This is a genomic window from Alienimonas sp. DA493, assembly GCF_043951915.1.
GTDB lineage: Bacteria > Planctomycetota > Planctomycetia > Planctomycetales > Planctomycetaceae > Alienimonas.
In genome coordinates this window covers 1-26,628 of record NZ_JBINJD010000066.1, presented here as the reverse complement: position 1 = coordinate 26,628, position 26,628 = coordinate 1, and the positions used below count along the sequence as shown (strand labels likewise).

Sequence of the window (26,628 nt, the reverse complement as noted above, 5' to 3'; positions counted from 1 at the left end):
CGGCAGCAATGCGGTGATCTTGCGGGCCATCGGGACTCGGGGAGCGAGCGGTGAGGGGGACGGGGAGCGGGAGCGGGTCAGGACGCGAGGTCGGCCAGCCGTTCGATCAGCCATACGCGCGGGGCGACCGTGATCTGAACCAACTCGAACAGGGCGCTGGTAAGGCACAGGGCGGAGGGCAGTCCGACGATGAGGGCGAACATTCCGCCCAGCAACGCGGTCGAAAAGTCAGACTCTTTCTGCTCCAAAATCGGGGTGTTGAGCAGCTTTTTGATGACCGGGGCGATCACCCACGCGACGCAAGCGGCGACAGCCAGTCCGGCCCCGTAGAGGCCGCTACTCAGCGCCGCCTCCCACCAGCCCCACCGCAGGTACTCCTCCACCACCAGCGGGGCCTGTTCGGCGAGGAAGTCCTCCCCGGCCTCCGCACGCTCCCGGACCCATGCAAGCAGGTCGGCGGCGTTGCGTTTTAGTTCGGCGTCGAGTTCGGCGTCGGCCATCGGTCCGGGTCGTGTCGTCAGAGGGGGCGTCGGGGACGGGAGAGGGTCAGGCGTCGGGTCAGCCGCCCGGAAACGAAAACTGGAACCACTTGGCCGGGAACCGCCCGCTGTAGCTGGTCTTGAGATGCACGCGGAGCGGCAGGCACGGCAGCAGGCAGACGTACAGGAACCGCGAGCCGCCCCCGTCCCGATGCGTCCAGTAGAGGCCGACCCAAATGTCTCGCGGTTCCCACAGGAGGGCGGCGGACAGCTTGTGGCTCACCGGCCCGGCCGGCTTGCCGTCGACCCGCTCGTTCTCCGGGCGATTCCACGTCCAGCGGCAGGTGACGAATCGTTTCATCGTTGGTCAGGTCTCGGTTCGGGGCGTCGGGGACGCGGGGGACGGGGAGCGGTCAGGCGGACGCGGCGGCGTCAGCACTCAAGGCTTTTGACGTGCTCGCGGATGGACCGCAGGCAGTACACGGCCCCGCTGGTGGGCACCCCGGCCTTGAGGTAGCCCTTACGAATCGGGGCCTTCCGTCCGTGCGGTCCGGGGTTCGACAGTTCCCGCAGCTTGCTCACGCCCACGCAGAGGAGCCGCAGGGCGTCGTCCGTCCGCACAAGGCCGTCCTCGCCGAACTCGTAGCCGTACTTGGCGTCGGCTGGCGAGAGGGTCGTTTTGGGCATCGGGGTCGGGCTCGGTCGGGTTCGTCTGTTCGCGTCGAACTGCGATGGACGGACGATACGCGACGATTTCAGCCTCAAACGCCGTTTCGGCCCGCTCGCCCGCTGGCGACCGCTGGCGACTTCCGGCGACTTCCGACGCCCTCCAAAAAACGCAGAACGGGCTTGACGCTATGCTCGTAGAGTCGGCCGACGGCCGCCCCCTGCGCCGCACTCCGCCGTCTCGATTTCGCGTGCAACGCCGCGTGCAACGGGCCGCCGCCGACGCGGCGCAGCCCGGCGGAGCGTCCGCCCTGCACAGTCGGCCCCTACGCCTGTAGGCGTTGCGAAAACAGAAAAGCGACCCCCTGCCCCGCCTCTAACTGGGGGTCAAGAGGTCGCAGGTTCGAATCCTGTCATCCCGACTCGCCCCGCCGGCCCCGCCGGCGGGGCGTTTTTCGTCGACAAAGCCGGAGCCAAACGCGAACCCCCGCGTCACCCGAGCGATTTCCGGACGCGGCCGGAGCAACCGCCGAAATTGGGGCGTCCTGCCAAAACTCGGCAGACTGCCTTTCCGGTTCCCGCCCGATGCCCCGGACAGGCGTCCCGTAGCTCGCCCTCCACAAGCCGACCGGTCAGACTCGCGTCGAGAGCCTGTTAGGAACTGTCGCGGATGATCCTGCCGAGCAGGAGACCGGCGAACGCGAGCCAGTGGTAGCCCGCCAGGGGCTCCGCCAGCCGCTCGTAGTCGCGGGCGAGCCTTCGGAACCCTCCCTCCCAGCCAGCCGAAGGTCCGCTCCACGACCCACCGCTGCGGCGGCAGCACGAACCGTCTCATCCGCCTTCGGCCGCCGCACGATCTTCAGCTCCACGCCCTCCAAGGCGGCGGCCCCGGCCAGCGCCGCCTTGGTCCGCCCACGCCAGTTCCACCCGTGCGTCGGCAACCTGCTGCACCCGGCCCAGCAGCGCGCCGACCTCCGCCCGCTCCTGCTCGTCGGCGGCCGTCACGGTCAGCGAGAGAAGGTTGCCCAGCGTGTCGACCGCGGCGTGAACTTCGAAGCCAAGCTTCTTTTTGGCCCCGTCGTAGCCCGCCTGGGCTCCGCTTTCGGGCGTGCTCTGCAGGGGGCGGGCGCCGAGGATCGCCGCGTGCGGGTCTTCCCTGCGGTCCTTCAGCAGCCGCTCGACGATCCGCAGGTCGCGGGCGATCTTCTCAAAGGCCCCGGCCGCCGGCCAGCGTCGGGCCCGCCGGGAAACTGCCTCCCACGGCGGGAAGTCGCGGGGCAGGCCCGCCAGGGGCAGCCGGTCTTGACGACGTACCGCCCCGCGTCGGACAGCCCCCGCAGCGGGCGCTCCCGCTGCGGGGGGGCCTCCCGCATCTGCGTCAGGTCGGGGCGGACGAACTGCCGTTCGGGATCCGTCGCGTCGCTGCGGGGCCGTTCCGAAGCGTGGTCATCCCCGTCGCTGCTCCTAGAGGACCAAGGTCAACAACAGGCTCTAAGTCGAATTTCCCGTCGGGTCGTCTGTCCGAATCGATGCTGCGGTCGGTGCGGCAACCGGGGGGCGGCGAGCGCGACGGTCAGCAGGGCGGCGGAGAACCTGCCGCCGGGTTCCAATTTGGGGGAAAGACACGCCGTCGGTCGCGGCGTCGCAGGGGAGGTTCGGGGGATCAGCGACCCGGGGCGGTCGCCGCGGCTTTGTGTTCGTCGAAGAACTCGACTAGCCCCGCGGCGTCGATATAGCCGGTGCGGGCGACCTCTTCGCCTTCGGAATCCAGTAGGAGCAGCGTCGGCAGGTAAGCCACGTCGTAGGTCTCGGAGGCGGCTTGGGCCGCGGCGTCGTCAAGATCCAGATTCACGGGGATTACCCCGTCGGCGAAGACCGCCCGCACGGCGGGGGCCGGCCACGTTTTTTCCTCCAACAGTTGGCAGGGCGGGCACCACGCGGCGGCGAAGTCCACCAGCACGGGCTCGCCGGAGCGGGCCGACTCCGCCAACGCCGCCGTCAAATCAGTCCGCCACGGGACCTGCGACGAAAGCACCGTCTCGGTCCTTTTGCCGACTGCGGACGGGCTGACAGCCGGGGCGCCGGCGGACGGCCCCGCCGAGAGCGGATCGGACCAGCCGACGAACCCCGCCGCGGCGATCGCGGCGACGCCGAGGACGGCCACGGCCGCCCCGAGGCAGGGACGACCGCAGCGGCCGGAGGGGGAACAGGCGACGGACATCAAAACGACTTTCAATGAAAAGGAAGGAGCGAACTCGGCACGTCGGTTCAAAAGCGGATATAGGCGTAGCCCTGATGTTGCAGGTCGATCAGCCGGGCGTACGCGGCCTGGGCGAGCTGTACGTCCGGGTGGATTTCGTTCTTGGCCCACCCCTCCCGCTGCCGGCGGGCGTTGCACAGCTCGACTGTCACGCCCCGCTCCGTCAGTTCCGAGATGAGGGCCGTGTTCGGGTTGGCGTCGCCCTCGAAGCCGTATTTCCGCCAGGCCTCGTCCGTGAGCAAATGGGCGGCCGCCTTGCCGTGATAAACCGCCCGAATATCAAGCTTCTCGGCGGGCACGCCCTGCTTCTCGTAATACTCGCGGAGCTTGCCGAGGTACAGCAGGCCCTTGCCGACGCCCTCCTTCCACTCGTCGTCGCTGACCTGATAGACGACCTTAATCGGCCCCTCGTACTGCAGGCCGATCACCGGGCGGCCGTCGTCGCCGGCTTCGGCGGGAGCGGCAGTCGCGGCGGGGGCCGGCGCCAGCAGGGCGGCGAGCGCCGGGCGGTCGGAGGCGGACAGGCCGATCGCGGCGGCCAGCACGGCGCCGGCGGCGAGGGCGAGGCGGAGGTTGAGAGACTTCATCAAAAAGTGTTCGATTTGAGACACGGAGGAGTGGGTGAACGAGTGCGGGGACTTAACGGCCGAAGTCTTGTTCCGGCCCCTGCTCGCCGTCGGCGAGGGCGCCGACTTGGGGGTTCAGAAACTGGCTGCGGAGCACGTCCGGGCGGACGACGCAGTGCAGCGGGGAATCGCCGGTCTCCTGGACCGGCGAACGATCTCGGAAATAGCGTTCGACAGCGGTGTGGGTGGTGGCGTCTTTCGTGCGGACGTTGCGGCACTGTTTGACGCGGTGAATCTGGTCCTCCGGCTGCCCGTCGCGGGTGCCGGCGGCGATTTGATAAACGCGGTCCTCCTCCAGCGGTTCGCCGTCGACCGTAATCTCGATCAGCCGTTCGCCGGCCGGGGCCGCGCTGTTGAAATCCACGTGCATGTTGGTGCTCGGCCGGGCCAGCCAGCCGCCGAACAGACGGTCCGGGTCGGCGGAGAACACGTTTTCAAATTCGCTCTCCCAATACGCCTTGAACTGCGCCCCGGTCGCCCCGCCGAGCTTCAACGGCAGCGGGGTCGGCAGCCAGTTCCAGAGGTCGCCCTCGGTCACGGGTCCGGGGGCGGTCGGCGGGGCGAAGCGGTAGCCGTTGCTCAGGCCGATCTCCGCGTCCGCCTCCTCGCGGATCGCGTCGGCGATCAGCCGGTCCAGCGGGGAGCTCATCACGTTGTACCGCTCCAGCCAGACCTCCGTGCGGCCAATCTGCCGCTCCATCCGGTCCCGGTGCGGGGCGAGTTCCTCCTCGATGATCGCCTTGACCGCCGGGTCCTCCGGGTAGTCCTCCGCCCGCAGTTCGAGCAGTTCCCACCGGCGGTCCACGATCCGTCCGTCCCGCACCGACAGATCCAGCACGCCCATCAGCGAGCCGAATGCCCCGGCCTCCACGATCCACGTCTCGCCCCGCACGATCGGTTCGTAGGTGCGTTCGTGGGTGTCCGAGGAGAGCAGCACGTCCACCCCCCGCAGCGTCTCCGCCAGTTCGACGGACTTCATGAGTCCGATATGGGTGATCAACACCAGCACGTCGACCGGCCCGCCCTCGACGCCCTCGCCGGAGGTGAGTTTGTCGATCGCCGGTTGGAGGACGTCTTGTCCGCGAAAGGAGAGGCCGCGGCTCATATAGGGCGGCTGGCGGGTGGGCACGTCAGGGTCGGTGAACCCGATCAGGCCCACGCGGACGCCGTTCACCTCCGTCACCCGGTACGGCTCGAAGGCCAGTTCGCCGGTCGCCTCGTCGTAAATGTTCGCCGACAGCAGGGGGTAATTGAGCCGCTTGGAGAGTTCGACCAGCCGGTCGGCGCCGTAGGCGACGGCCCAGTTGCCGGGGATGGCGTAATGAATGCCGAGGGCGTTCACCGGCCGGACCATCACGCCGCCCTCGGTCCAGGCGCCCGGGCCGGAGCCTTGGAAGGTGTCGCCGCCGTCGATCCGCAGCAGATGCGGGCGGCTTTCGGCGAGCCGGTCGAACGCGGTCTTGATGCGGCTCAGCCCTCCGGCGTCGCGGACGCGTTCGTTGGTGTAGGTTCCCCCGCCGGCGGCGTTCCAGAACAGCTCCGGGTGGGGTTCGAGTTGGGCGTGGATGTCGTTGACGTAGGCGATCGACAGCCGGCGGGCGCCGTCCGGGTTTGATTCGGCGTCGGCGTCGGCGGCGGAGGCGACCGGGGCGGCGAAGAGCAGCGGCGCGGCGAGCGTCGCCCGGACGGCCAGTCGTTGAAGAGAAGACATAACGGCTCCAGGAACGCCCGCGGGGGGGCGTTCAAGACGGGGGCAGAGCGAGGGCGGAGCCGCCGGGACGACGCCCGGCGGCTTTGAAAGCAAGAGAGAACCGGGTCGTCCGGTCAGGCGGCCCTGCGGGTCGTGTCGGAGGGTTTGCCGGGGGACTTCGGCTGCTCGAACGGCAAGCCGGCGGCGGTCCAGGCGTCCCACGAACCGGGCACCGTACGGGCGTCGAAGCCGTGTTTCCGCAGCAGACTCGCCCCGACCGTGGCCCGATAGCCGTTGCCGCAATACACGACGACCGGCTTCGACCGGTCCAGCTCGTTCAGCCGCTGCGGCAGTTCAGGGAGAAAAATGTATTTCGCCCCCTTGATGTACCCCTGGTCCCATTCGGAGGGCTGGCGGACCTCCAATAATTGTACGGCGTCGGTCGGGAAGGCGTCGTGCACCTCCCGGACGGACATCGTTTTAAAGGAGTCGAAGGGACGGCCGGATTTCACCCAGGCGGTCATCCCGCCCTTCAAAACGCCCCGCACCTCGGTCAGGTCCACGCGGGCCAGCCAGTCCTGCGGGCCCGCGGCGTCGGCGGTCTCCGGCACGACCAGGGCGATCGGCCTGTCGTAGTCCAGCGTCCACCCGCCCCAGAGGCTCATCACCTCGTTGTACCCAAGGTCCGTCCCCCCGCGAATATGCCCGCCGGCGTAGCCGAACATCAGCTGCGTATCGACCAGTTGCACGTCCCCGGCGGCGAGGAGGTTCTCGAACGCCGCCGGGTCCAGCGCCTCCGGCGCCGGGCGGTCGCCGAGGATCCTCGGCCCCGCCGCGTTGACCTGCTTCATCCGCGGCCAGTAGTAGGGGATCGGCGGCTGGGCGGCGAGCAGGGCCTGGACGAAGTCCGCCTGATCCTCAATGCGCCAGTAGGCGTTATTGTCCCGCTCCCGGCCGAGCGTCGGCGTGCCCTCCGGCTTCTGAATGTTCGCCCCGCAGGGGGAGCCCGGACCGTGGGCCGGGTGGATCGGCAGGGCGTCCGGCAGGTCGGCATAGGCGGTCCGCACGGACTGATAGAGCTTCTCCGCCAGCCCCTCGGTGTTCTCCACCCCCATGAGATCCGGCCGGCCGATCGAACCGACGAACAGGAAGTCCCCCGTGAACAGCGCCCACGGGCGGTCCTCGCCCTTCGTCGAAGCGACGAGGGAGATGTGCTCCGGCGTGTGGCCCGGCGTATGGATCGCCCGCAGCCGGATGGAGCCGGCGTTTAGCACGTCGCCGTCCCTGAGCTTCCGGTCGACGGGGAACCCATAGCCGGCGCCGCCCTCGACGCTGGCGGCGATCTCGGCGCCGGTGCGGTCGGCCAACTCGCGGGCGCCGGAGACGAAGTCGGCGTGCACGTGGGTTTCGACCGCCAGCGTGATCGTGACGCCGTACTCCTCGGCGAGCTTCCGATAGGCCGACACGTCGCGGCGGGGGTCGATGACGGCGGCGACGCCGGCCCGCACGTCGGCCAGAAAATAGGAGTAGTGGGAGAGCCCGCCGCTTTCGACGACCTCCAGCACGACGCCGTCCGGCGTCTCCCCCTTCGCGGCACGGCCGGGCTCGCCGGCCCGGACCACCCGGGCGGCGTGCGGCAGAAAGGCGGCCCCGAGCCCGAGGACCCCGGCATGGCCGAGCAGTTCGCGGCGGGTGACGAGCGACATCGAGATTTCTCCGTACGGTCGGGCGGGACGGCGGCGGTCGCGGCGACGGCCTTCGCCCCGTGACGCCCGCATCATCGCCACGAACAGCAATTGGTCAATAGGTTGTTTGACTGTTCGTCTCATCCAGCGTGCGGCGTATGATGAGGTGAGGCCGACCTCAATTTCACAGAAAAAATCCGGTCCAGGCGTCCCCCCGCCGGGCCCGCCCGTGCGGCGGCCCTTCCCGTTCCGTCCCCGTTGCCGATGTCCGCAGACCCCAAACCGCCGCCGCAGGCCCGGATTTACGAGCAACTCGCCGGCGTGGGGCATGCGCTGAGCAACGCCCACCGGCTGAAGATGCTCAACCTGCTGGCCCACGGGGAGAAGACCGTGGGGGAACTCGCCGAGGCGACCGGCCAGACCACGGCCGCCGCCAGCGCGAACGTCCGCCTGCTGCGGAACGCGAACCTTGTGACCGCCCGCAAGCAGGGTCGCACCGTGCACTGCCGGTTGACCGACGAGAAGGTCGGGGAGTTGTGGCTGCGGTTGCGCGACCTCGGCGAGGTCGTGCTCCCCGAGGTGCGGGAAACAATGCGGGAGGAGTTCGACGCCGCCGCCCCGATCTCGGAGCGGGAATTGTTCAATCAAATCGAAGGGGGCGGGGTCACGCTGTTGGATCTGCGGCCCGAGGAGGAGTACGCCGCCGGCCACCTGCCGACGGCCCGCAGCGTGCCGTTCGACGTGCTCGGCGAGGCGGAGCCGGACCTGCCTCGCTCCGGGCCGCTGTACGTTTACTGCCGCGGTCCGTTCTGCGCCCGCGCCGTCGCCGGGAACCGCCTGTTGAAGGCGACGCGGGCCTCCCAACGCCTGCGGTTCAGCGTGCCGGAGTGGCGGGCCGCTGGCCTGCCGGTGGAGTGATGGCCGACGCGTCCGCGGCGCCCGTAGTCAGTCGGCCCCCGCCGTGCGTTTCGGAGATCCTTCACGGCACTCGCTTGATCGACCTTCCATCGAAACGGCGGCCGACGATCCCCGCGACCGGGCGCGGGCTGGGCGGCCGTCGATCAGCGTGCCCGTCCTCAGGACGCCGGCGGAACGTTGTTGGTGCGTGTGCCGTCGGTTTTCCGCGGCGGCGAACGGAATTGAGGCGGCGGCGCCGCGTTTGCGTCTTCCGATCGGGCAGTGATGCGGAGCCGAGAGGCTTCCTGTCGTAACCGCCCGAGGTCCCCTTGACGCCGCAAACGATGCCCATACTTCCCCCGACCAGTCGCCGAGTTCCGGAACATACGATGGAGGAGGTGAACCAACGAATCCGTCGGGAGATGGAGGAACGGGTCGCCCGTTACCGCGACGCCACGCCCGAGCAGATCGACCAGCGGCTGCGAGAGCTGGATCAGGAATGGGACACGGAACGGACGCTGGAGGCGAACGCCGCCACGCTCGCGTTCACCGGCAGCGCGCTGGCGTTGACGTCGGACCGGCGGTGGGCGCTCCTGCCGCTGGTCGTCACCGGCTTCCTGTTCCAGCACGCCGTGCAGGGCTGGTGCCCGCCGTTGCCGATCATTCGGCGGCTCGGATTCCGCACGATCCATGAGATCGACGAGGAACGGCAGGCCTTGAGAGCGCTGCGGGGCGGCTTTCGTCGTCCGGCCCCGAGCGCCGACGGGAGCCAAGTGGCCGAAGAGCGGTTCGCCGGGGCGGCGGCCCGCTGAACCGAAGCGCCGACCCGAGAACCGAGGAACTTCTTTAGAAACCGGGAGCCGCCCATGTTTCGCCGCTACGTCTGGGGGGCGACGTCAGCCTTGGCGCTGGCCTGGAGCCCCGCGGCCGTCGCCTGTCCCTACTGCGACTCGAAAGTCGGAAAACAAGTCTGGGCCGGGATCTTCAATGAAGAGTTCTGGCTCAACGGCCTGCTGACGACGCTTCCGATCCCGGTCATGGCGCTGATTGTCGGCGTCATTCATTTTGGCCTCCCGTGGCCGAAAGATCGCCTCCGGCCGCCTCGGTAGGTCGAGCCGAACGGCGAGCGCTTCACCTCAAATCCTAAAGAACGGGATTGATGGATCACCGCAATCGGCGTCCGCTGATCTCGTCGGCGACCATGATCGGCATCGGGATGGGCGGTTTTGTGGACGGCATCCTGTTTCACCAGTTGATGCAGCTCCACAACATGCTCTCGGCCAAGTTCCCCGTCAGCGGCGCCGTCGAGGCTTCGACGCTGGCGGTGAACCTCGAAATTAACATGTTCTGGGACGGGCTGTTCCACGCCTTCTGCTGGATCATGACCGCCTTCGGACTCGGCATGCTCTGGCACGCCGTCCGACGGCCCGACGTGCCGCTTTCCACCCGGACGTTCGTCGGTTCGCTCACCCTCGGCTGGGGGATTTTCAATCTCGTGGAGGGGGTGATTGATCACCACATTCTGCAGGTCCATCACGTAGTCGAGACGGCGAACCACCTCGTCTGGGACCTGACCTTCCTCGGCGCCGGCCTGCTGTTAGTTCTGCTGGGAGGCTGGCTGATCTGGTCCGATCGGAGCGAGGCGCCTTCGGGCCCCGCACGCCGCACTCCCGGGAACGCGCGATGAACAACCCGCTGACGAAAACCGCGTGGTCCCCTTATCTCGTCGGCGCGGCCATCGGCGTCTTAAGTTGGTTCGCCTTCGCCACGGCCGATCACCCGCTCGGGATCACCTCGGCCTTCGAGAACACCGCCGCCCTCGCGGGACAGGCGGTCGCGCCCTCGCTGGAGGAGACGCACCCGTATTACGTGGAGAAAGCGAAGGAGGGCGAGTCGCCCAAGATCGGTTGGGAGTGGACGCTCGTGCTCGGCGTGTTCGTCGGGGCGCTGTTGAGTTCGCTGCTTTCGGGGGACCGCACGAATCTCAAAGTGCCGCCGCTTTGGCGGTCGCGGTTCGGCGGCGGGACGGCGAAGCGGTTCGTCGCCGCCTTCCTCGGCGGGGCGGTGATGATGTTTGGGGCCCGGCTCGCCCAAGGCTGCACGAGCGGCCACGGGATCAGCGGCACGCTTCAGTTGGCGGCGTCGAGCTGGCTGTTCGTCGCGGCGATGTTCGCCGCGGCGGTGGCCACGGCTTACCTGCTCTACGGCAAAGAAGGAGCAACGAATGTTTGAGGAACCGACCCGGCTCGGCCTGGGCCTGCTGACCGGAATCCTATTTGGGTTCCTGCTCCAGAAGGGGCGGGTCGCCAAGTACCACGTGATCCTCGGACAATTATTGCTGAAGGACTGGACCGTGGTGAAGATCATGGGCTCCGCCGTCGTCGTCGGTTCGGTGGGCGTCTTCGCCCTCGTCGACGGCGGTCAGGCGTCGCTGCATCTCAAGCCGCTTCTGCTCGGCGGCGTGCTCGTCGGGGCCGTGCTGTTCGGCGCGGGCATGGCCGTGCTGGGTTACTGCCCCGGCACGAGCGTCGCCGCCTGCGGCGAGGGCCGGCGGGACGCGATGGTCGGCGTCCTCGGGATGTTCGCCGGGGCGGGCCTGTTCGTGGCGTTGTACTCGCCTTTGCAACCGCTGATCAATCTGTGGGGCGATTACGGGAAGCTCACGCTCCCCGAGTTGTTCGGCGTCTCCCCGTGGCTCGTCGTCGCCGGCCTCGTGGCCGCGAGCCTGCTGATTGTCTGGTTGATTGAGAGCCGCCCCCGTCGTCGGGAACCGTCGGAGGCGCCGGGGGCGCCGGGCACGCACCACGCCGCCGGCTGACAGGAACGATCCTGCGGCCCCCCGGAACTTCGCATCGTCTTCGGGCTCTCGCCTGCCCTTGAAGCGTTTCACTCCTCCCCCGACCTCCCACCCAGAAGCACACGGATGAAAACCCTCACGACCCTCGGCGTCCCGGCCCTCGCGACGGCGCTGCTCGTCGCCGACCCGACCGGCACGCCCGAGTTCGAATATCCGCTGATCGAGGGGCACGGCGGCGTCGTCGCGCTGCCCGACGCCGCCCAGCAGCCGGAGAAGAACTCCAAGGTGCTGCTCGACGTCACCTCCGACGCGAAGTCGGGCGACGTCATCAAGGGATTCGACCGCGCGGCGTTGATCCTGAATCAGTACGCGCAGGCCGGGGCGGGAACCGACGACGGGTTGAAGATGGCCCTCATCCTCCACGGTCCGGCGACGAAGGCGGCGCTCCGGGACGAGGCGTACGTGAAACATTCCAAGCCCTACGCCCAGGCCCAGGGCCCTTCGTCCAATCCGAATCTGGACCTCATCAAAAAGCTCAAGCAGGAGGGGGTCGAAATTTACGTGTGCGGCCAGGCGCTGGCTCATCACGGGTTCGCGACCGACGAGGTCGCCCCGGAGGTCACGGTCGCGGTCTCCGCCGCCACGGTGAATATTAATCTGCAAACGGACGGCTACGCCTACATCCCGTTTATGAACTGACGTCGAACTCGAGGTTCGGAGCGGGGATCAACGTGCAGGCTCCGCCGGCGTCCGGGGCCGAAACGACGCCGGCGGCGCCGAGGCGGCGCTCGACGAGTTCGTTCACGCGCACGTCCGGTTCCGCCAGGCGTTTCGCGGCCGCGACGGCCCGGTAGCGGTGCACGCCGCCCGCGGGGCCGGTGTGGGTGGCGATGCGGTACGTCGCCCCCGGCTCGAGGGGGCGGCCGGCGATCGTCACGTCGCTCACCCGCTCCCCGATCGGCTTCGTCAGGTCGATCCGCCAGCCGACGCCGGGGGTTTGGACGATGCCGCCGACCTTCAGGCGCGGCTCGGGCGGGTTCTGGTTGAAGGCGCTTTGGGCGAGCGTGTCCAGCACCGCCTGACCGGTCATCTCGACGACGACGACCTTCGCCGGGTGGGGCAGCAGGGTGTAGAGCCGCTCCCGGGTCACGTCGCCCTTCGGCAGCGAGACGCCGTAGCCGACGCCCGGCAGGATCGCGGCCCGGCAGTCGAACTCCTCCGTCAGCATGCGGCCGACGAGGTGGTCGAACGGACTGGGCGAGGCGTACTGCCGCCCGATGCGTTCGGACGTGCGGCCGACGACCTCCTCCAGTTCGCCCCGGTGCGGGGCGCGCAGCTCCGCAACGAGGGCGGCGATCTCCGCGTCCTCCTCGAACCGGTCGGCCCACAACGGCTCGTAGTCCACGCGGTCGACGGCGACGTCGCCGGCGGGCGAGACCCGCAGCCGCACGTCGGCCAGGACGAGCCCGTCGGAGAGCGCTTGGACCGTCGGCACGCCGTTCACGCGTCGCGGGGGCCGGGGCCAGTCGTGCGAGTGGGCCGCGAGGATCAGGTCGATCCCGGGAACCTCTCGCGCGAGCTTCGCGTCCATCGGCGGGCCCTGGTGCGAGACGACCACGACGGCGTCAGCACGCTCGCGGAGTCGCGGCACAAGTCGGCGGGTGGCCTCCACGCCGTTGCTGAACGTGAGCCCTTCGATCAGCTTCTCGGAAGCCGTCCACGGGGTGTTGTGATAGCCGAGGGCGAGCGTCGCGACGCGCACCCCGCCCGCGTCGAAGACTTGATAAGGCTCGCCGAGGAACGGCTTCCCGCCCTGCGTGACGTTCGCCGCTCGCATCGGGAACTCCGCGAGCTGTTGCAGAGCCCGCGTGCGCTCGACGCCGTAGTCGAAGTCGTGATTGCCGAGGGCCAGAAAATCGAAGCCCACGGCGTTCATCAGGCGAACGACGGCCTCGCCTCCGGTGAGGTTGCCGAGCAGGTCGTCGCTAAACGTGTCCCCGCCGTGGAACAACAGGACCGGTTCGTCGGGGCGGCTGGATCGGACGCGTGTCGCCGCCGTGGCGAGGCGGGCGAAGCCGCCGATCACGCCGCTGCGCTCGAACTCGACCCCGTCGCGGCCGGGATCGGCGGTTTGAGACGTGGCGTCACCCGGCTCCACGGCTATGCCCGTGTGGCGGCCGTGATGGTCGTTGACGTACAGTTGACGTACAGCAGCGTCACGTACCGCTCACGGCTCGAGCGGGCGGCCGACATGGACGCCCGGTCCTGCGCCGCGCCGGCGGCGACCGGCACGTGGGCCGCCGCCGCGGACAGAGCGGCGAGAAACTGGCGACGATCCCGCGACGTGTTCAGCACAGGTCTGATCCTCGGTGATTTTAGGCGCGATCCACGTGATGCGGGCGCCGTCGCGGGCGGAACCTCCCGTCCGGAACACGGGGCGACCCCGCGGCCTAGTCGCCCCCCTCGACGGGCAGATCCTGCTTCCGCCAGGCGCTCCAGCTGCCGGGGACGTTGAGCACCTCGGCGAAGCCGCCGCGTTTCAGCAGGCTGGCCGCGATGCTGGCCCGGTAGCCGCTCCCGCAATAGCAGACAACGGGACGGTCTTTATCGAGGTCCGGCAGGCTGCCGTCGCGCATCTCGCCGACGTAGAAGTGCGTCGCCCCGGGCACCCGGCCGCCGTCCCACTCGTTGTCGTTGCGGACGTCGAGCGTCTGCACCTCGTCGCGGCGCCCGTTCAACTCGGTCACGGTCGTTTGGTCGACCGTCGCCAGCGGCAGGCCGTTCTTGTTCCACGCGGTCATGCCGCCGGCGAGATAGCCGGCGAAGCGGGTGAAGCCGACGCGGTGGATCAGCGTGACGAGCTCCGGGATCCGGCGGTCGTCGTAGGCGACGAGCAGGAGCGGGCGGTCCGGGTCGAGCATGTCGCCGGCCCAGACGCTCAGTTCGTCCCGGTCGCCGATGTTGATCGCCCCGGGAACGTGCCCGCCGCCGTAGGCGAGCATGTCGCGGGTGTCCAGCAACTGCGCGTCGGCCTCCTCGCTCCGCCGCCGAAACGCCTCCACCGACAGCGGCGGGCAGGTCGGGCCGTGGGCGCGATCGTACGGCTTCAGGTTGACCTTTTTCAGCCGCGGATAGTGGGCCGGCACCGGCGGGGCGCCGGTTTTGACGAACTCCAGGAACGCGTCTTCGTCGTCGATGTTGAGGGCCTCGTTCTCCCGCTTTTCCCGGCCGATCGTCGTGACCGGCCGGTCGCCGATGTCGGCCCCGCAGGCGCTGCCGGCGCCGTGGCCCGGGTACACCAGCACGCCGTCGTCGAGATTGCGGAAGTAGTCCCGCATCGTGCGGAACAGCTTGCGGGCCAAGTCCTCGGTCTCCTCCTCGCCGAGCAGGTCGGGCCGGCCGAGGCTGCCGACGAACAGGGAGTCGCCGGTGAAGACGCCCCACGGGTTGTCGACATCGTCGCCGTCCGCCGCCTCGAAGGCGAGGTGCTCCGGCGTGTGGCCGGGCGTGTGGCGGGCGGTCAGCGTCACGTCGCCGAAGGTCAGCCGGCCGCCGTCCCGCAGGCGACGCACCTCGTCGCCGTAGTCGGGGTCCTCCTCGCCGCTGACGCAGACCGTGACGTTCCCGCCCAGCCGCGCCCGCAGCGCCCGGCTGCCGCTGAGGAAGTCGGCGTGGATGTGGGTTTCGACGGCGTGGGTGATCGACAGTCCGTGCCGCTTGGCGAGTTCGAGGTAGACGCCGCAGTCCGGCCGCGGATCGATCACCGCGGCCGTGCCGGCGCCGGTATCGCCGATCAGGTAGGAGAGTTGGGCGATGCCCGGGGTGTTGATCTGTTCCAGAACGAGCATCACTCACCCTCCTTTCCGGTGCGGGCGTCGACGTAGTTCTTGACCATGCCCTTCAGTTCCGGCTGGTCGCATTCGAAGCCCATCTCCTCGGCCTGCTTCAGCGTCTCGTCGCCGCTCATGCCGCGTTCGACGGCGACGTGCATCATCACCATCGCCCCGGCCCGCTTGCCGCTTTTGCAGTGGGCGAAGACCGGCTTGGGCAGATCGGCGTACTTCTCGCGAAACTGATCCACCAGGTCCGGGCCCATGGAGTCCATGGAGACCGGCACGTTAAGGTACTCCAACCCTTCCGCCCGCACCTTGTCGCCCTCGGCGGCCGGGGAGAGCGGCTGGTCCTCCTCCCCGTCGGTGCGGAAGTTCACGACGGTTTTGAAGCCATCGCCGGCGAGCTCGTGGAGTTCCGCCTCGCTCGGCTGCGGACCGACCGTGACGTCGTCGCTGATCTTCATGACGTGTTGCATGGGGGCTTTCCGTCGGGGCGGTGACGGGCAAGAGGGCCCGGATCGTCCCGTCGCCGGTGGGGGGAAACGGTCGTGGGAAAGAGCCGACAGTAACGGCCTGCGGCGATCCGGCGTTGGGAAACTGCGGGCAGCCGGGGGCCGGGGGATCTCGCAGGACCGGCCGCCGGCGCAACAGCCCGGCGGGCTCTCAGTAAGAGGCCGCCGCCCGTTCGCGGAGACGGTCGACGTCGCGGCGGAGCGTCTCGATCACGCGGATCATCCGGCGGGCGTGTCCGCCGCCGGGATCTCCACCCGCGGCCGGTGCAGGCCGCCCCGCTCGGCGGCTTCGGCGGAAACGGAACCGTCCAGATAGCCGGCGACCTCGAAGGCCGTCACCACCCCGTCGCTGTTGGCGTCCGCTTTGCCCTTCAACGCGTCGAGCAGGTGGAGGGTGAACACGCTCCGCTTTTTATCGGGGGCGGTGAGGGCCTCCTCGTCGGCGCCGGCGGCGCCGAAGAAGATGCGGCCGCGGCCGGTGAAGGAGGCGAGGGCCGCCTCGGCGTCGGCAGCGAAGGCCTTGGTCGTCCCGTCGGGACCGCTCCGCAGGCCGGCGGCGAAGCAGGCGTCGACGAACTGCACGACCCGGGCGGCGGGCACCCGCTTCAGGTAGCGGTCCAGGTCGGTCTGCGAGATGGAGGTGCCGCTGAAGAACTCCGCCTCCGCGTCCTGCGGGATCAGGAACGTCTCCTCGCCCACCCGGGCCCCGTGGCCGCTAAAGTAGACGAACACGGTCGCGTTTCGCGGCACGGCCCGCAGGGCGTTCAGGGCCCGCTCCACGGCCCGCTGGGAGGCGGCTTCGTCGATCAACAGCGTGGCGTTCGTCGGCGGAACGCCGCCGATCTTCCGGTTCGTCAGCAGGGCGTGGACGGCCCGGGCGTCGGCCTTACAGACCGGCAGGTCGGGGATGCGGGGGTCCTCGTAGTCCGACACGCCGACGATCAGGGCGTGACGGGGCTCGGCCTTCATGCCCTCCGCGGCGGCGGTCGCCTCCGCGGCAGTGAGGGGCTCGGGGGCCGTCGGCGGACCCGCGATCGGGGTCTGGCCGACCGCGACCGACGTCCAGAGCAGCAGCCCCAAGACCGCAGGGAGAGGCGGGACCTGCCGGGCCGAAGTCGGTTCGGCGTTCGCGGGACAGACGCCGATCCGAAAGAGGTGCGACCGGCGGGACATGACGGCGAATCCAGACGGGACGAGCGGGCGAAGCGGTCCGACGGGGCCGGCCCGATCATCGCCGGGCCGCCCGTACCACGCCATAACCGCTTTGACGGGACCGGACGCCGATGCGGACCCGACCTGGACGCTCAGACTGTGATACGCCGTCGGCGGCGGCACGCTTCTCGGATCCCCGCGGAAGCGCGGACGATGTCTCAGCGACTGTTCGGGTTGGCCTCGGGTATGCGGATGCGGTTTGGCTCGTCCTTCGCCGCACAGGAGACCCTTCGAAGCCGCGCAGCGTACAAAACCGATTTGACCGACGCGTATTAGGAGCGGATCGCCCCGCTGCTGCCGCCCGACAAACCCGGCGGTCAGCGGGAACGCACCGGGAGCGGGCGGCCGGCCCGCACGTCGTCCGCGACCTGCACGCGGCCGTCCACGACGAGTCGCCCTGGGGCGCGGGAGGGTCGTGCGACCGCGTGCTCCCGGCCTCGGCCGATGGCTGATACGGGCCCGAGTTCTGCGCACGTCCGCGCACCGTCGCGGCGGGCGTCGAATTCTGCCGCCACGCGGGCGTTCAGCGGCGAAACTGAGAGACGTCGAGGTCGTGTTGCCGGATGATTTTGTGGAGGCCCTGCCGGGAGAGGCCGGCGTGCTGGGCTGCGGCGGAGACATTGCCGGCGTGCTCCCGCAAGAGATGCAGCAGGTATTGCCGCTCCGCAATCCGCATCGCCTCGTCGCGGGGCAAGTCGGGCGAGAGCGTCAGCCGTACGCCGTCGATGCCGTCGCCTGACACGGGTTTGGCGGCGACGTCGGGGGCCGCGGCGGTTTCCGGCGGCGGCACGGTCGACCCGGTGGCGCCGGAGGCGAGGTTGACCGGCTCGTCCCGCTCGGCTGCGTTTCGGACGTCTTCCGGGAAATCCTGCGGTTCGATCAGCTCCCCGCGGGCGAGCACGACGGACCGCTCGATCACGTTGCGGAGTTCACGGACGTTGCCGGGCCAGCGGTATCCCCGCAGGACCGCGGCGGCGGCTTCGGAGAACCCGCGTACCGGGCTGTGTTCCGGCCGGAGTTCCTCCAGAAAACGCTCGGCTAACAGGTGCACGTCGTCGCCCCGCTCCCGCAGCGGCGGCAGTTCGACGTGGATCACGCCCAGGCGGTAGTAGAGGTCCTGTCGAAACCGTCCCGCTTCGACTTCGGCGGCCAGGTCGCGGTTCGTGGCGCAGACGAACCGGGTGTCGACGGAGACCGGTTTCTGGGAGCCCACCGGCATGAAGGTCTGCTGCTGGACGGCCCGCAACAGTTTCGCCTGCAGCGGGAGCGGCAACTCGCCGAGTTCGTCGAAGAACGCGGTGCCGCCGTCGCACTGCTTCAGCAGGCCTTCCGAGTCCGTCACCGCGCCGGTGAACGCGCCTTTCTTATGGCCGAACAGCATCGCCTCGAACAGCGACTCCGGCATCGCGGTGCAGTCGATGACCTGAAACGGTCCCTCGGACCGGTGCGAATGCCGGTGGATCGCCTCCGCGACGACCTCCTTGCCGGTGCCGCTCTCCCCGGTGATCAGCACGTTCGTGTTCGTCGCCGCGATCCGGTCGAGCACCTCGTAAAGTTCGAGCATCGGCGGACTGGCGCCGATCAGGCCGGGGAACAGCCCGGCCAATGCGGCCCGGTCCGGTCGGGGCCCGGTCGCGGCCGGGTTCCGGGAGGCGCCGTCGAGGGCCCGCTTGACGCTGACCAGCAGGTCGTCCAGTTTGACTGGCTTGAGCAGGTAGTCCGCAATACCTAACCGAATGCTGTCGATCGCCGTCGGCAGGCTCGGCACGCCGGTCACCACCACAATCGGCACGCCCCGGCGGTTCTCGTGCTGGTCCCGAAGCAGTTCCAGCTTGAAGTTGCCGGGCATGTTCAGGTCGGACAGCACTAAATCGAATGGCTCGGCCCGCAGCTTCGCCATGGCGGCGTCCGCGTCGGCGACGCATTCGCAGTCGTAGCCCGCCTGCTCCAGCAGTTTCGCGGTCGTGGTGCGAAACAGCGGCTCGTCGTCGGCGATGAGGATGCGGCTCGGCATGGGGTCAGCCCCGTTCTCTCCCGGAGTCCCGTCCGCCGACGCCGACCTCCCCCGGGCCTCCGTCCTGGGGGGCGGCGGGGCGGCGGGGCAGCGTCACACGAAAGGTCGTGCCGACCCCCGGCTCCGTCTCGCAGACGATCTCCCCGCCCATCGCGGCCACGAGGTTCTGCGTGACCGACAACCCCAGGCCCATGCCCTCCTTCAACTTACCTTTCGTACTGAAGAACGGTTCGAAGATGCGGGGGAGCGTCGCGGCGTCGATGCCGGTGCCTCGATCCGCCACGGCGATCTCCACCGTTTCGGCGCCCGGTGCGCCGGCGGAGCCGGCGGCGTCGGCGGACTCCACGCCGGTCGCGATCTCCACCCGCACCTCGCCGCCGGGCTTCGACGCCTGCACGGCGTTCCGAACGAGGTTGAACAACACCTGTTTGAGTTCGTTCTCCGGCAGGCGGGCGGGTGTCGGCTCCTCGACGCCGTCGGCCCGGCCGACCGTCAGCCGCACGCCGTGGCGATCGGCGATCAGGCCCAGCAGGCAAAACACGTCCCGGACGACCTGTTCCACCGTCAGGTCCTGCGCCCGCAGCGGGGAGCTCCGGTACAGCTGGTACATCTGATGAATGATCGTGCTGATCCGTTCGATCTCGGCGTCGACCAGCTCCAGCAGGTCGTAGTGCGGGTGGTCCGGGGCGAGGCTGCCGCCGATCAGGGCGAACGCGTTGCGGATGCCGGCGAGGGGGTTGTTGATTTCGTGGGCGACGCCGGCGGCCAACTCGCCTACCGCGGCGAGGCGCTCCATCCGTCCCCGGTTCTTCACCAGCCGCGCGACCTCCGCGGTTCGCTCCCGCACGAGCCGCTCCAGACGTTGGTTCTGCTGTCGCAGCTTCTCCCGCAACGCCTGCCGGTCGGCAATGTCGCGGACGCTGGTGCGGAACCCCAAGTGCACGCCGCGGTCGCAGGTCATCGGCTGCCAAGAGACGGCCATCCAGCGCCGCTCGCCCGTCGCGGTTCTCACGCGGAACTCTAAGTCGTTGAACGATTCTCCGGCGATCGCGTCGCGGAGCATGCGCCGCATCCGCGGGCGGTCCTCCCGCCAGACGATCGGCAGCGGGTACTCGGGCATCGCCAGGCACTCCTCGACGCGGTACCCGGTCAGTCGTTCGACGGCGTCGTTGATCCACAGCGGCGCGCCGTCCGGGGCGTGCCAGCTTTCCCAGTCGTAGGTGAAGTTGGCCACGTACCGGAACTGGACGTCGTCGATCTCGTTCCTTTTGAACAACGAATCAGCCATGTGGTAACCCCCGGCGAACGACGAGAAGCGCGACGGGGATAGGGTACGGGGGCGCCGGTCGGCCGACCAAGGAGCCCGAGGGGCGACGCGCCGCCCGCCCGGCGCGCGTCAGGGGGACTGGTTTCCCCATCCCGTCGCCAGCAGCAGCCCTGCCGCGATCACGCAGAGCCAGTAAAGCGGCTCGACGAACTGTTCCAGACCAGTCATCGGAGTCTCTTTCGATCGCCCCGAGGGCGTGTAGAAGTATGGATTGCGGGCGAAGCGAACTAGAAGAACCAGGAGCTCGCCGCGAGCAGCAGGATGGCTCCGAGGCCGGAGAGCGTGAGCCAGGCGGCGGCCGCGGAAATGAAGGCGTCTTCAGACATCGTTTGCTTTCCACTCTGATAAGAATGAGATCGTGGACGTGTCGGCGTCGTTTGCTCACCTGCGCTTGAACGACGAGACGTCGCCGAGGTCGGCGCATAAAACGGGCCAACCGCCCGAAACGGGGGGTTGGCCTGCGGAATCGGGCGCCGGAGCGGGGTCGCGGGCCGTGCGTGCCCCGCCCCGACGTCCTCAGAACTGTCGACGACGACGGGCGTCGTCCGGGAATCCCTAGCGCTGCGGGGCGACCGGGGCGGCCGCCGTCTGCGGGGCCGGGGCGGCCGGCACGTGGTAGGCCGGGGCGCGGTAGATCACGCGACCGGGCTGCGTGCGGACGACGCGGGGCTGCGTCAGAGCCCGCGGCTGGGCCGCGACCGCGGGAGCCGGGGTCGCCGGACGGGTCGCGATCGAGCCCAAGAACGGGACGGTCGCCTGCGGCGCCGCGTAGTACTGAGGGGTCGCGTACGCCCGGGGCACGAACTGCCGGCCCGCCTGGTAGGAGCTGCCGGTCCGGTTATGGAACCCGACCCCCGGGCTGAGACGAGCCGCGCCGGTCAGCCCGGCGGCAGCGACGTCCGCGGTCACAAACGTGACGGCGAGTCCGGCGAGCGCGAGCAATTTGCCGTGGGAGCGCAACATGACAGCAACCTCTCGGTGGAGCCGCATCTCGAGCCACGCGACGGATGGGCGAGTCTTGAAGAAGACCGTGCTTCGTGGCGGCCGGGGGGCGATTGAGGCGGACCCACCCGGAAGCAATTAATCTGCATGCAGGACGCGTGCCAAACGCTGAAAATGCTGTTCTGATAGTCTCGAAATGCTCTGGCGGGGCGTGCAGCTGATATATTCGGCCTTTTCCCGTCGACTGGTCCTCGGCGCGAAGGTTCCATCCCCCGCGACTCCCTCCCGACCGTCAACAATCGGCGACATGTGTCGCCGTTCGTTGACGTCAACGGACGGCGACGGGGCGAAGTCGGTCCCGCCGCATTCCCGGGGCTGATCGAGGCACCGCAAACATAAAGGGACGCGGCCGCCCCGGGAATCTCCCGGAGCGGCCGCGTTCGAGAACGTTAAATCTTCCCGCCCGGATTCCCGGGCGAGCTGGCTCAGAAGCAGTATTCCAGCCGCACGTCGCCGGCGTGCAGCACGCTCTCGCGGCTGAGGCCCGCCCGGTAGGACGTGCCGATCTGCAGCGGACCGTTGCCGATCGTCAGGCCCGGGCCGAGCGTCACGCGGTCGCGGCCGAAGTCCGTGCCGCGGCTCTCGAAGTCGGAGCCCGGCGCCGCGACGAAGGCGGACCGTACGTCGCCCACCGAGCCGGCGGAGACGTCCCGGCTGTAGAACGCCTCGAAGGTGCCGGTGAGCGGGACGATCGCGTTCGGCAGCCGCACGCCGGCGCGGGCGCCGAGGCGGGCCCGCAGTTCGCCGAGCACCGCGTCGTCGACGGTCAACGTCGTCACGCCGCCGCTTTCGGTGAACTCGTTCAGGGAGGCCCGCACGTACCGCAGGCCGACGACCGGCATCAGGTAGGCACCGGGGCCGCCGAACAGCGAGCCGGTCTCGAGGTCCACGCCCGCCAATCCGCCGGAGTAGTCTGCGACGTGGCCGTCGTTGATCGAGGTGAAGGGGCTGTCGATCACCACGTGGCGGCGGGCGTCCGTGCTGGTCGCCCCGCCGAAGGCGGTGAGGCGGCCGTAGGTCCGGCCGACGTTCGCCCGGACGTAGCCGCCGAAGCGGTGGGCGTCCGTCTCCGCCCGGGAGCGGACGGAGTCGATCTCCGTGGTGACGGACTCGTACCCGTAGAAGCCGCCCACGGCGAGGCAGCCGCCGGGTTCGCCGAAGATCCGCGACAGGCCGACCGCAGTGCCGGCCGTCTGGAAGTCGGCGTCGGCGGCGTTGCCGTCGCCTCCGACGGACCCGACGGCGCCGGTCGTGTCCCACCAACCCTGGAGGCCGGTTTCGCCGGCGCCCACGCCGCAGGTCCCGCAGACCAGCGGGAAGGCGGCGTCCCGGGCGCCGACCGCGTCGAAGAACTGCAGCGAGCTGCGGTTCAGGGCGCCCAGCTGCGTGCCGTAGATCTCGCCGGAGAGCCGCTCCAACGCGCGGCCGACCTGTTCGTCGATCGGCAGCATGTCGAGAGCGTCCCGCAGGCTCATCAGCCCCGGAGAGTTCCGCACCGCGTCCAGCCCGCCGCCGACGCCGGCCCGGTTCACGGTCGTGCCGAAGTCCCGCTGATACAGCTGGTCCCGGGCGGCGATCAGGCTGAAGGTGTTCGGCCCGACCAGTTGGAGGAACCGGGCGTTGGCGATGTAGCTGTCGACCCGCACCGGGCTCGCCACGGTCAGTCCGCCGGTGGCGGTGACGATGTCGTACTGCGTGCCGGGCACGAACGGCCGGTTGGGGCCGAACCGAGACACGGCGACGGCGTTCCCGTCCATAACGGCCGCCCCGGTGACGGCGATCTGGTCGTAATGGGTGCCGGCGATCGGCGTGACCCCCGGCGGCGTGGCGACCAACTCGATGCCGAGCGTCGAGTTGGCGGTGAGGGTCGTGCTGGAGCCGATGACGCCGATCACGCCGGGGCTGTTGCCGGGGTTCAGGTTGCCGTCGATGGTGACGGTGCCGTCCGACCCGCCGTTGCCGGTGGCCCACAGCGTGCCGGAGCCGCTGACGGTGGCGCCCTCCTGCACCGTGAAGTTCTTCGCCTGATAGGTGCCGTTGACGACGGTTTTGGATCCGTCGCCGGCGCCCTTCGAGCTTGCCCCGGTGAGGGTGGCGTCGTTCTGAACGGTGAAGGTGGTGTTTTCCTGCACGCTCAGAGTGGCGCTCTGGGCGTATTCCACGTCTTGGGCGTCCAGCAGGCCGCCGTTGGCGACCGTCAAGTCGCTGGTGGCGTCGATCTTGACCTTCTCCGCCGTCAGCTTGGCGTGATTTTGGACGTCCACCGTCGAGCTGTTCTTCGCGTCCAGCAGACGGGTGGTGAACACGGAGGAGAGCAGGCCGTCGCCGACGGTCAGCGACCCCTGGTTCAGCAGCGTGTCCCGCAGCATGTGGCTGCCGTCCTGCGTGTCGGCGGCGCCGAGGACGGTGAGGGAGCCGCCCGCGTTCACCTCCGTCTGGCTGAGGTGCGCCTGGCCGCCGTCCTCCACGGTGAGGGAGCCCGGCACGGACTGGCCGCCGCCGATCGTGGTGGCGGTCTGGTGCGGGGCGACGTCGGTGACGTTCAGCGTGCCGTGCGACTTGACGACTACCGAGCCGCCGTCGGTCGCGGAGAGCGTGGTCGTTTCGACCACGCCGCCCTCGACGCCGAGGGCGCCGTGCTGCTCCACGACGATCCCGCCGGAGGTGAGCGACGAGGAGTGGCCGACGACGTCCACCGTGCTGCCGGTCCCGGCGACGGTCGTGGTGTGGCCGACGTTCGCGGAGCCGTCGGCCGCGGCGACGTCGCCGTCCGCGGCGGCGCCGATGCGAGCCGCCGCCCCGCCGCTGACGGTCAGGTCGCCCTGCGCCTCCACGCCGGCCCGCGTGACGGAGCCGGTGGAGAGCACGTTGAGCGCGCTGCCGGCCCCGTCGATCGTGAGCGTCTGCTGGACCTCGAGCACGCCGTCCGCCGCGGCGGCGGACTGGGCGCCGGTCGCCGCCGCCCGGCCGACCGTCGCCGAACCGCCGGCGGTCACGTTCATGTCGCCGGCCGACAAACCGCGGTCGGTCGTGACGCCGTCGCCGACGCTCAGCACGTGCGCGGTCGTGCCGGTCACGGCCACGTCGCCGCCGGTCAGCGAGCCGGTCCCGGTCACCTCCAGCGTCGCTGAACCGGTGAGGGACAGCGCCTGCAGTTCGCCCTGGTCGGCGAGGTCGTGGCGGGTGTCCGCAGTCCCGGCGACGGACAGCGTCCCGCCGGTGACGGCGGTGGCGCCAAGGGCGGCGTCGCCCTGGGCGCCCACCGAGAGCGTGCCGTCGGTGACGACGGTGTCGGCAGTCTGGTCGTCGCCGTCGCCCCGCACCGCCAGGCCGCCGTGGACGACGGAAACGGTCCCGTCGGAGTGCAGCGTGTCGGTGGCGAGCTGTCCGCCGGCGCCGTTGATCGTCAGGGAGGAGTCGGCGGGCGTTTGCTGGCCGTCGTCGCCGGTGACGGTCGTGCGGCCGGTGACGTCGACCGAGCCGGCGACCGTGGAAGTCGCCCCGCCGGAGAGGGTCAGGCCGACGGCGTCGGCGTGCGATCCGCCCGTGTTGACGGCCAGCGTGCTGCCGTCGGTGGCGACGTTCACGGCGGCGCCGGCGCCGGTCGCGTTCAGTTCGCCGGCGACCGCGGCGGCGCCGTGGTTCACCCCGCCGGAACCGACGGTGAACGTGCCGCCGGAGGTCGTGGTGACGCTGTCGGCCTGGAGGCCGACGGCGGAGCCGCCCGCCCCCTTGCTGGCGACGGTCACGCTCCCGGCGTTCTGCATTGCGTGGACGGTCAGCAGACCGGTCCCGGTCAGGTTGACGGCGCCGCCGTTCAGGACCGTCAGGTCGTGCAGGATCGACTGGGCGGCGTTGTCGAAGGTGTCGGCGGTCCCGGCGCTGACGTTCAGCGTGCCGCCGGCGCCGACGGTCGTGGCGGCGAGGCCCGCGGTCCCCTGGACGGTCAGCGTACCGCCGGTGACGTCGGTGCCGACGTAGGGGGTGGCGTTCCCGTCGCCGACGCCGGCGACGTCCAGCGTGCCGCCGAGGTTCACGGTCATCACGCCCCCGTGCACGTCGAGGACGGGGGTGTCGAAGATGCCGCCGGCCTGAACGTTGAAGCTCCCGCCGCTGACGGTCGTGGACTGAGCGACGGTCGTGGCGCCGGAGAGGTCGGCGTTGCCCAAGGAGGCGATCGTGTTCACCTCGAGCAGCGTGCCGACGCCGGAGGTAAGGACGGCCCGGTTCCCCCCGGCGCCGTTGTCGAACAGCTGCAGGGCGACGGCCCGCACGGTGGAGCCGGCGCCCTCCAGCGTCAGCCCGGTGCCGGCCGCGGTCGCCCCGTCGACGCCGAGCGTCAGGTCCGTCAGCGTGCCGGTGGAGCCGAGGGTGTGGTCGGTTTCAATCAACCCGCCGCCCGACGCCTTCAACACGCCGCCGTTGACGGTCGTCAGGCCGAGCGCCGCATCGCCCCGCACGTCCACGGCGCCGCCGGTGACGGTCGTGTCGCCGAGGAACGAGGAGTTCCCCGCCAGCGTGGCGCTGTCGCCGAATCGGGCGAGTGTGTTGACGTCGGAGACGGTCAGGGAGCCGTGGCTCTCGAATCGGCCGCCGCCGGAATAGGCGTTCTGAGCGATCTGGAAGGTGACGAACTCGACGACGTTGTCTTCGCTGCCGAAGTCGGTCGTGCCGCCGTTGAAGGCGGCGTTGGCGGCCCGGAGGACGCCGCCCTCGCCCGGTCCGGTGCCGATGCCGCTGAGCGTGCCGCCGGAGTTGACGGTCAGGTTGCCCAGCGTGCCGGTGGAACCGATCGCACGATCGGTTTCGACCAGCCCGCCGAAGACGAGCGTGCCGCCGGAGTTCAACGTGATAGAGCCGAGGGCCGCTTCGCCGTTGACCTCGACGTAGCCGCCGGCGTTGGGGCCGGCGTCGCCGACGGTGGTGTCGCCGGTCACCAGAAGCGTGCCGTCGGCGAAGCCGCCGGTCTGCGCGGCGTCGATCTTCAATCTCCCGCCGCTGCGAACGTGCAAGCCGGTCGCTTCCATCTCGCCCTGCTCCTCGACGGTCGTCGTGCCGCCCTGGAGGAGGGTTTCGCCGGCGAGCAGCGTGGCGACGTCGGTCCCCACGCGGGAGCCGACGGTGGCGGTGACGGATCCCGAACTCCCGCTGACCGTCAGCGGGCCGGGGGCGCCGGCGCCGAGGGGGTCGCTGTCGATGCGGAACGTGCCGCGGCCCACGATCAGGGTGTGCGGCTGATCGATTCCGCCGAGGGAAACGCCGGAGGGGCCGGTGACGATCAATTCGCCGGTGTTGTACTTCTCAACGATGCCGGCGTCCTGGACGCTGTTGACCGTATTGCCGGTCCCGGAGGTGTTGAACACCAGTCGGCCGCCGCCGCCGCCGACCGCCGAGAGGGCGCCGTCGACGTTCACCACGGCGCCCTGCAGGCGGATGGTGCCGCCGGCGCCCTCGCCGCCGGTCCCGCCCCGGGCGCCGGCGGCTCCGTCGCCGCCGGTTCCGCCGTGGCCGCCGGTTCCGCCGGTTCCGCCCGTCCCGCCGGTGAGGGTGCCGCTGCCGAACCTCGTTTGCCCTGCGGAGCCGCCGGTTCCGGCGTCGCCGCCGGTCCCGGCCGAGCCGGAGGCGCCC

Annotated in this window: 22 protein-coding genes and 1 pseudogene; 7 read left to right on the top strand and 16 right to left on the bottom strand. The window is 70.0% G+C overall.

All coding sequences use genetic code 11. The features are described 5' to 3' along the window. Positions 1-77: 77 nt before the first annotated feature. The 8 genes and pseudogenes from ACG2DA_RS11800 to ACG2DA_RS11765 all read right to left on the bottom strand — a co-directional run bounded on the left by ACG2DA_RS11800 (position 78) and on the right by ACG2DA_RS11765 (position 7,427). A complete protein-coding gene (locus ACG2DA_RS11800; RefSeq protein ID WP_395255874.1) occupies positions 78-500 on the bottom strand; it encodes a hypothetical protein in 423 nt (140 codons plus the stop codon). A gap of 58 nt (positions 501-558) precedes the next feature. Next, positions 559-840 carry a hypothetical protein gene (locus ACG2DA_RS11795; protein ID WP_395255872.1) on the bottom strand — a complete coding sequence of 94 codons (282 nt, stop codon included), beginning with the start codon at positions 838-840 and terminating at the stop codon, positions 559-561. A 71-nt stretch (positions 841-911) separates the two neighbouring features. Then, positions 912-1,166, bottom strand: coding sequence for a hypothetical protein (locus ACG2DA_RS11790; protein WP_395255871.1), 255 nt, complete (start codon positions 1,164-1,166; stop codon positions 912-914). Between the two features lie 633 nt (positions 1,167-1,799). Beyond that, positions 1,800-2,518, bottom strand: a pseudogene (locus ACG2DA_RS11785) (IS5 family transposase). A 290-nt stretch (positions 2,519-2,808) separates the two neighbouring features. Beyond that, positions 2,809-3,366: a thioredoxin family protein gene (locus tag ACG2DA_RS11780; protein WP_395255870.1), complete on the bottom strand. Its 558-nt coding sequence runs from the start codon at positions 3,364-3,366 to the stop codon at positions 2,809-2,811. A 47-nt stretch (positions 3,367-3,413) separates the two neighbouring features. Then, positions 3,414-3,992: a DsrE family protein gene (locus ACG2DA_RS11775; RefSeq protein WP_395255869.1), complete on the bottom strand. Its 579-nt coding sequence runs from the start codon at positions 3,990-3,992 to the stop codon at positions 3,414-3,416. 52 nt (positions 3,993-4,044) lie between these two features. Then, on the bottom strand, positions 4,045-5,742 hold the full coding sequence (locus ACG2DA_RS11770) for a bifunctional metallophosphatase/5'-nucleotidase (protein ID WP_395255868.1): 1,698 nt from the start codon (positions 5,740-5,742) through the stop codon (positions 4,045-4,047). 113 nt (positions 5,743-5,855) lie between these two features. Next, entirely contained in the window at positions 5,856-7,427 is a 1,572-nt protein-coding gene (locus tag ACG2DA_RS11765) for a rhodanese-like domain-containing protein (protein WP_395255867.1), read from the bottom strand. A 243-nt stretch (positions 7,428-7,670) separates the two neighbouring features. On the opposite strand from ACG2DA_RS11765, the gene ACG2DA_RS11760 reads away from it, so the two are divergent. The 7 genes from ACG2DA_RS11760 (at position 7,671) to ACG2DA_RS11730 (ending at position 11,799) form a co-directional block, all read left to right on the top strand. Continuing rightward, positions 7,671-8,324 (top strand): ArsR/SmtB family transcription factor, encoded by a 654-nt coding sequence (locus ACG2DA_RS11760; protein ID WP_395255866.1) that lies wholly within the window; start codon positions 7,671-7,673, stop codon positions 8,322-8,324. 329 nt (positions 8,325-8,653) lie between these two features. Then, positions 8,654-9,115 carry a hypothetical protein gene (locus tag ACG2DA_RS11755; RefSeq protein WP_395255877.1) on the top strand — a complete coding sequence of 154 codons (462 nt, stop codon included), beginning with the start codon at positions 8,654-8,656 and terminating at the stop codon, positions 9,113-9,115. Between the two features lie 54 nt (positions 9,116-9,169). Continuing rightward, entirely contained in the window at positions 9,170-9,412 is a 243-nt protein-coding gene (locus ACG2DA_RS11750; RefSeq protein ID WP_395255865.1) for a hypothetical protein, read from the top strand. Between the two features lie 50 nt (positions 9,413-9,462). Then, positions 9,463-9,990, top strand: a complete 528-nt coding sequence (locus tag ACG2DA_RS11745) for a DUF2243 domain-containing protein (protein WP_395255864.1) — start codon at positions 9,463-9,465, stop codon at positions 9,988-9,990. Beyond that, positions 9,987-10,535 carry a YeeE/YedE thiosulfate transporter family protein gene (locus ACG2DA_RS11740; protein WP_395255862.1) on the top strand — a complete coding sequence of 183 codons (549 nt, stop codon included), beginning with the start codon at positions 9,987-9,989 and terminating at the stop codon, positions 10,533-10,535. The genes ACG2DA_RS11745 and ACG2DA_RS11740 overlap by 4 nt, the downstream gene beginning before the upstream one ends. Continuing rightward, positions 10,528-11,121 carry a YeeE/YedE thiosulfate transporter family protein gene (locus tag ACG2DA_RS11735; RefSeq protein ID WP_395255861.1) on the top strand — a complete coding sequence of 198 codons (594 nt, stop codon included), beginning with the start codon at positions 10,528-10,530 and terminating at the stop codon, positions 11,119-11,121. Before ACG2DA_RS11740 ends, ACG2DA_RS11735 begins: the two co-directional genes overlap by 8 nt. 105 nt (positions 11,122-11,226) lie before the next feature. Next, positions 11,227-11,799 (top strand): DsrE family protein, encoded by a 573-nt coding sequence (locus ACG2DA_RS11730; RefSeq protein ID WP_395255860.1) that lies wholly within the window; start codon positions 11,227-11,229, stop codon positions 11,797-11,799. On the opposite strand, the gene ACG2DA_RS11725 is transcribed toward ACG2DA_RS11730, so the two are convergent. The 8 genes from ACG2DA_RS11725 to ACG2DA_RS11690 all read right to left on the bottom strand — a co-directional run. After that, positions 11,789-13,300, bottom strand: coding sequence for a bifunctional metallophosphatase/5'-nucleotidase (locus tag ACG2DA_RS11725; protein WP_395255876.1), 1,512 nt, complete (start codon positions 13,298-13,300; stop codon positions 11,789-11,791). The genes ACG2DA_RS11730 and ACG2DA_RS11725 overlap by 11 nt on opposite strands. 250 nt (positions 13,301-13,550) lie before the next feature. Further along, a complete protein-coding gene (locus ACG2DA_RS11720) occupies positions 13,551-14,948 on the bottom strand; it encodes a rhodanese-like domain-containing protein (protein ID WP_395255859.1) in 1,398 nt (465 codons plus the stop codon). Further along, positions 14,948-15,409, bottom strand: coding sequence for a beta-lactamase hydrolase domain-containing protein (locus tag ACG2DA_RS11715; protein WP_395255858.1), 462 nt, complete (start codon positions 15,407-15,409; stop codon positions 14,948-14,950). The genes ACG2DA_RS11720 and ACG2DA_RS11715 overlap by 1 nt, the downstream gene beginning before the upstream one ends. Before the next feature lie 255 nt (positions 15,410-15,664). After that, positions 15,665-16,618, bottom strand: coding sequence for a caspase domain-containing protein (locus tag ACG2DA_RS11710; protein ID WP_395255856.1), 954 nt, complete (start codon positions 16,616-16,618; stop codon positions 15,665-15,667). 562 nt (positions 16,619-17,180) lie between these two features. Then, a complete protein-coding gene (locus ACG2DA_RS11705) occupies positions 17,181-18,671 on the bottom strand; it encodes a sigma-54-dependent transcriptional regulator (RefSeq protein WP_395255854.1) in 1,491 nt (496 codons plus the stop codon). Between the two features lie 4 nt (positions 18,672-18,675). Continuing rightward, on the bottom strand, positions 18,676-19,959 hold the full coding sequence (locus tag ACG2DA_RS11700; protein WP_395255853.1) for a nitrogen regulation protein NR(II): 1,284 nt from the start codon (positions 19,957-19,959) through the stop codon (positions 18,676-18,678). 594 nt (positions 19,960-20,553) lie between these two features. Further along, on the bottom strand, positions 20,554-20,961 hold the full coding sequence (locus ACG2DA_RS11695) for a hypothetical protein (RefSeq protein WP_395255852.1): 408 nt from the start codon (positions 20,959-20,961) through the stop codon (positions 20,554-20,556). A gap of 464 nt (positions 20,962-21,425) precedes the next feature. Then, positions 21,426-26,628, bottom strand: a 5,203-nt coding sequence (locus ACG2DA_RS11690) for a beta strand repeat-containing protein (RefSeq protein ID WP_395255850.1), incomplete at its 5' end; no start/stop codon positions are given.

What these genes read in the sequence shown, in the direction of transcription:
- ACG2DA_RS11800 (WP_395255874.1), bottom strand. Translation starts at nt 500, where the DNA reads ATGGCCGACGCCGAACTCGACGCCGAACTAAAACGCAACGCCGCCGAC.
- ACG2DA_RS11795 (WP_395255872.1), bottom strand. Translation starts at nt 840, where the DNA reads ATGAAACGATTCGTCACCTGCCGCTGGACGTGGAATCGCCCGGAGAAC.
- ACG2DA_RS11790 (WP_395255871.1), bottom strand. Translation starts at nt 1,166, where the DNA reads ATGCCCAAAACGACCCTCTCGCCAGCCGACGCCAAGTACGGCTACGAG.
- ACG2DA_RS11780 (WP_395255870.1), bottom strand. Translation starts at nt 3,366, where the DNA reads ATGTCCGTCGCCTGTTCCCCCTCCGGCCGCTGCGGTCGTCCCTGCCTC.
- ACG2DA_RS11775 (WP_395255869.1), bottom strand. Translation starts at nt 3,992, where the DNA reads ATGAAGTCTCTCAACCTCCGCCTCGCCCTCGCCGCCGGCGCCGTGCTG.
- ACG2DA_RS11770 (WP_395255868.1), bottom strand. Translation starts at nt 5,742, where the DNA reads ATGTCTTCTCTTCAACGACTGGCCGTCCGGGCGACGCTCGCCGCGCCG.
- ACG2DA_RS11765 (WP_395255867.1), bottom strand. Translation starts at nt 7,427, where the DNA reads ATGTCGCTCGTCACCCGCCGCGAACTGCTCGGCCATGCCGGGGTCCTC.
- ACG2DA_RS11760 (WP_395255866.1), top strand. Translation starts at nt 7,671, where the DNA reads ATGTCCGCAGACCCCAAACCGCCGCCGCAGGCCCGGATTTACGAGCAA.
- ACG2DA_RS11750 (WP_395255865.1), top strand. Translation starts at nt 9,170, where the DNA reads ATGTTTCGCCGCTACGTCTGGGGGGCGACGTCAGCCTTGGCGCTGGCC.
- ACG2DA_RS11745 (WP_395255864.1), top strand. Translation starts at nt 9,463, where the DNA reads ATGGATCACCGCAATCGGCGTCCGCTGATCTCGTCGGCGACCATGATC.
- ACG2DA_RS11740 (WP_395255862.1), top strand. Translation starts at nt 9,987, where the DNA reads ATGAACAACCCGCTGACGAAAACCGCGTGGTCCCCTTATCTCGTCGGC.
- ACG2DA_RS11735 (WP_395255861.1), top strand. Translation starts at nt 10,528, where the DNA reads ATGTTTGAGGAACCGACCCGGCTCGGCCTGGGCCTGCTGACCGGAATC.
- ACG2DA_RS11730 (WP_395255860.1), top strand. Translation starts at nt 11,227, where the DNA reads ATGAAAACCCTCACGACCCTCGGCGTCCCGGCCCTCGCGACGGCGCTG.
- ACG2DA_RS11720 (WP_395255859.1), bottom strand. Translation starts at nt 14,948, where the DNA reads ATGCTCGTTCTGGAACAGATCAACACCCCGGGCATCGCCCAACTCTCC.
- ACG2DA_RS11715 (WP_395255858.1), bottom strand. Translation starts at nt 15,409, where the DNA reads ATGCAACACGTCATGAAGATCAGCGACGACGTCACGGTCGGTCCGCAG.
- ACG2DA_RS11710 (WP_395255856.1), bottom strand. Translation starts at nt 16,618, where the DNA reads ATGTCCCGCCGGTCGCACCTCTTTCGGATCGGCGTCTGTCCCGCGAAC.
- ACG2DA_RS11705 (WP_395255854.1), bottom strand. Translation starts at nt 18,671, where the DNA reads ATGCCGAGCCGCATCCTCATCGCCGACGACGAGCCGCTGTTTCGCACC.
- ACG2DA_RS11700 (WP_395255853.1), bottom strand. Translation starts at nt 19,959, where the DNA reads ATGGCTGATTCGTTGTTCAAAAGGAACGAGATCGACGACGTCCAGTTC.
- ACG2DA_RS11695 (WP_395255852.1), bottom strand. Translation starts at nt 20,961, where the DNA reads ATGTTGCGCTCCCACGGCAAATTGCTCGCGCTCGCCGGACTCGCCGTC.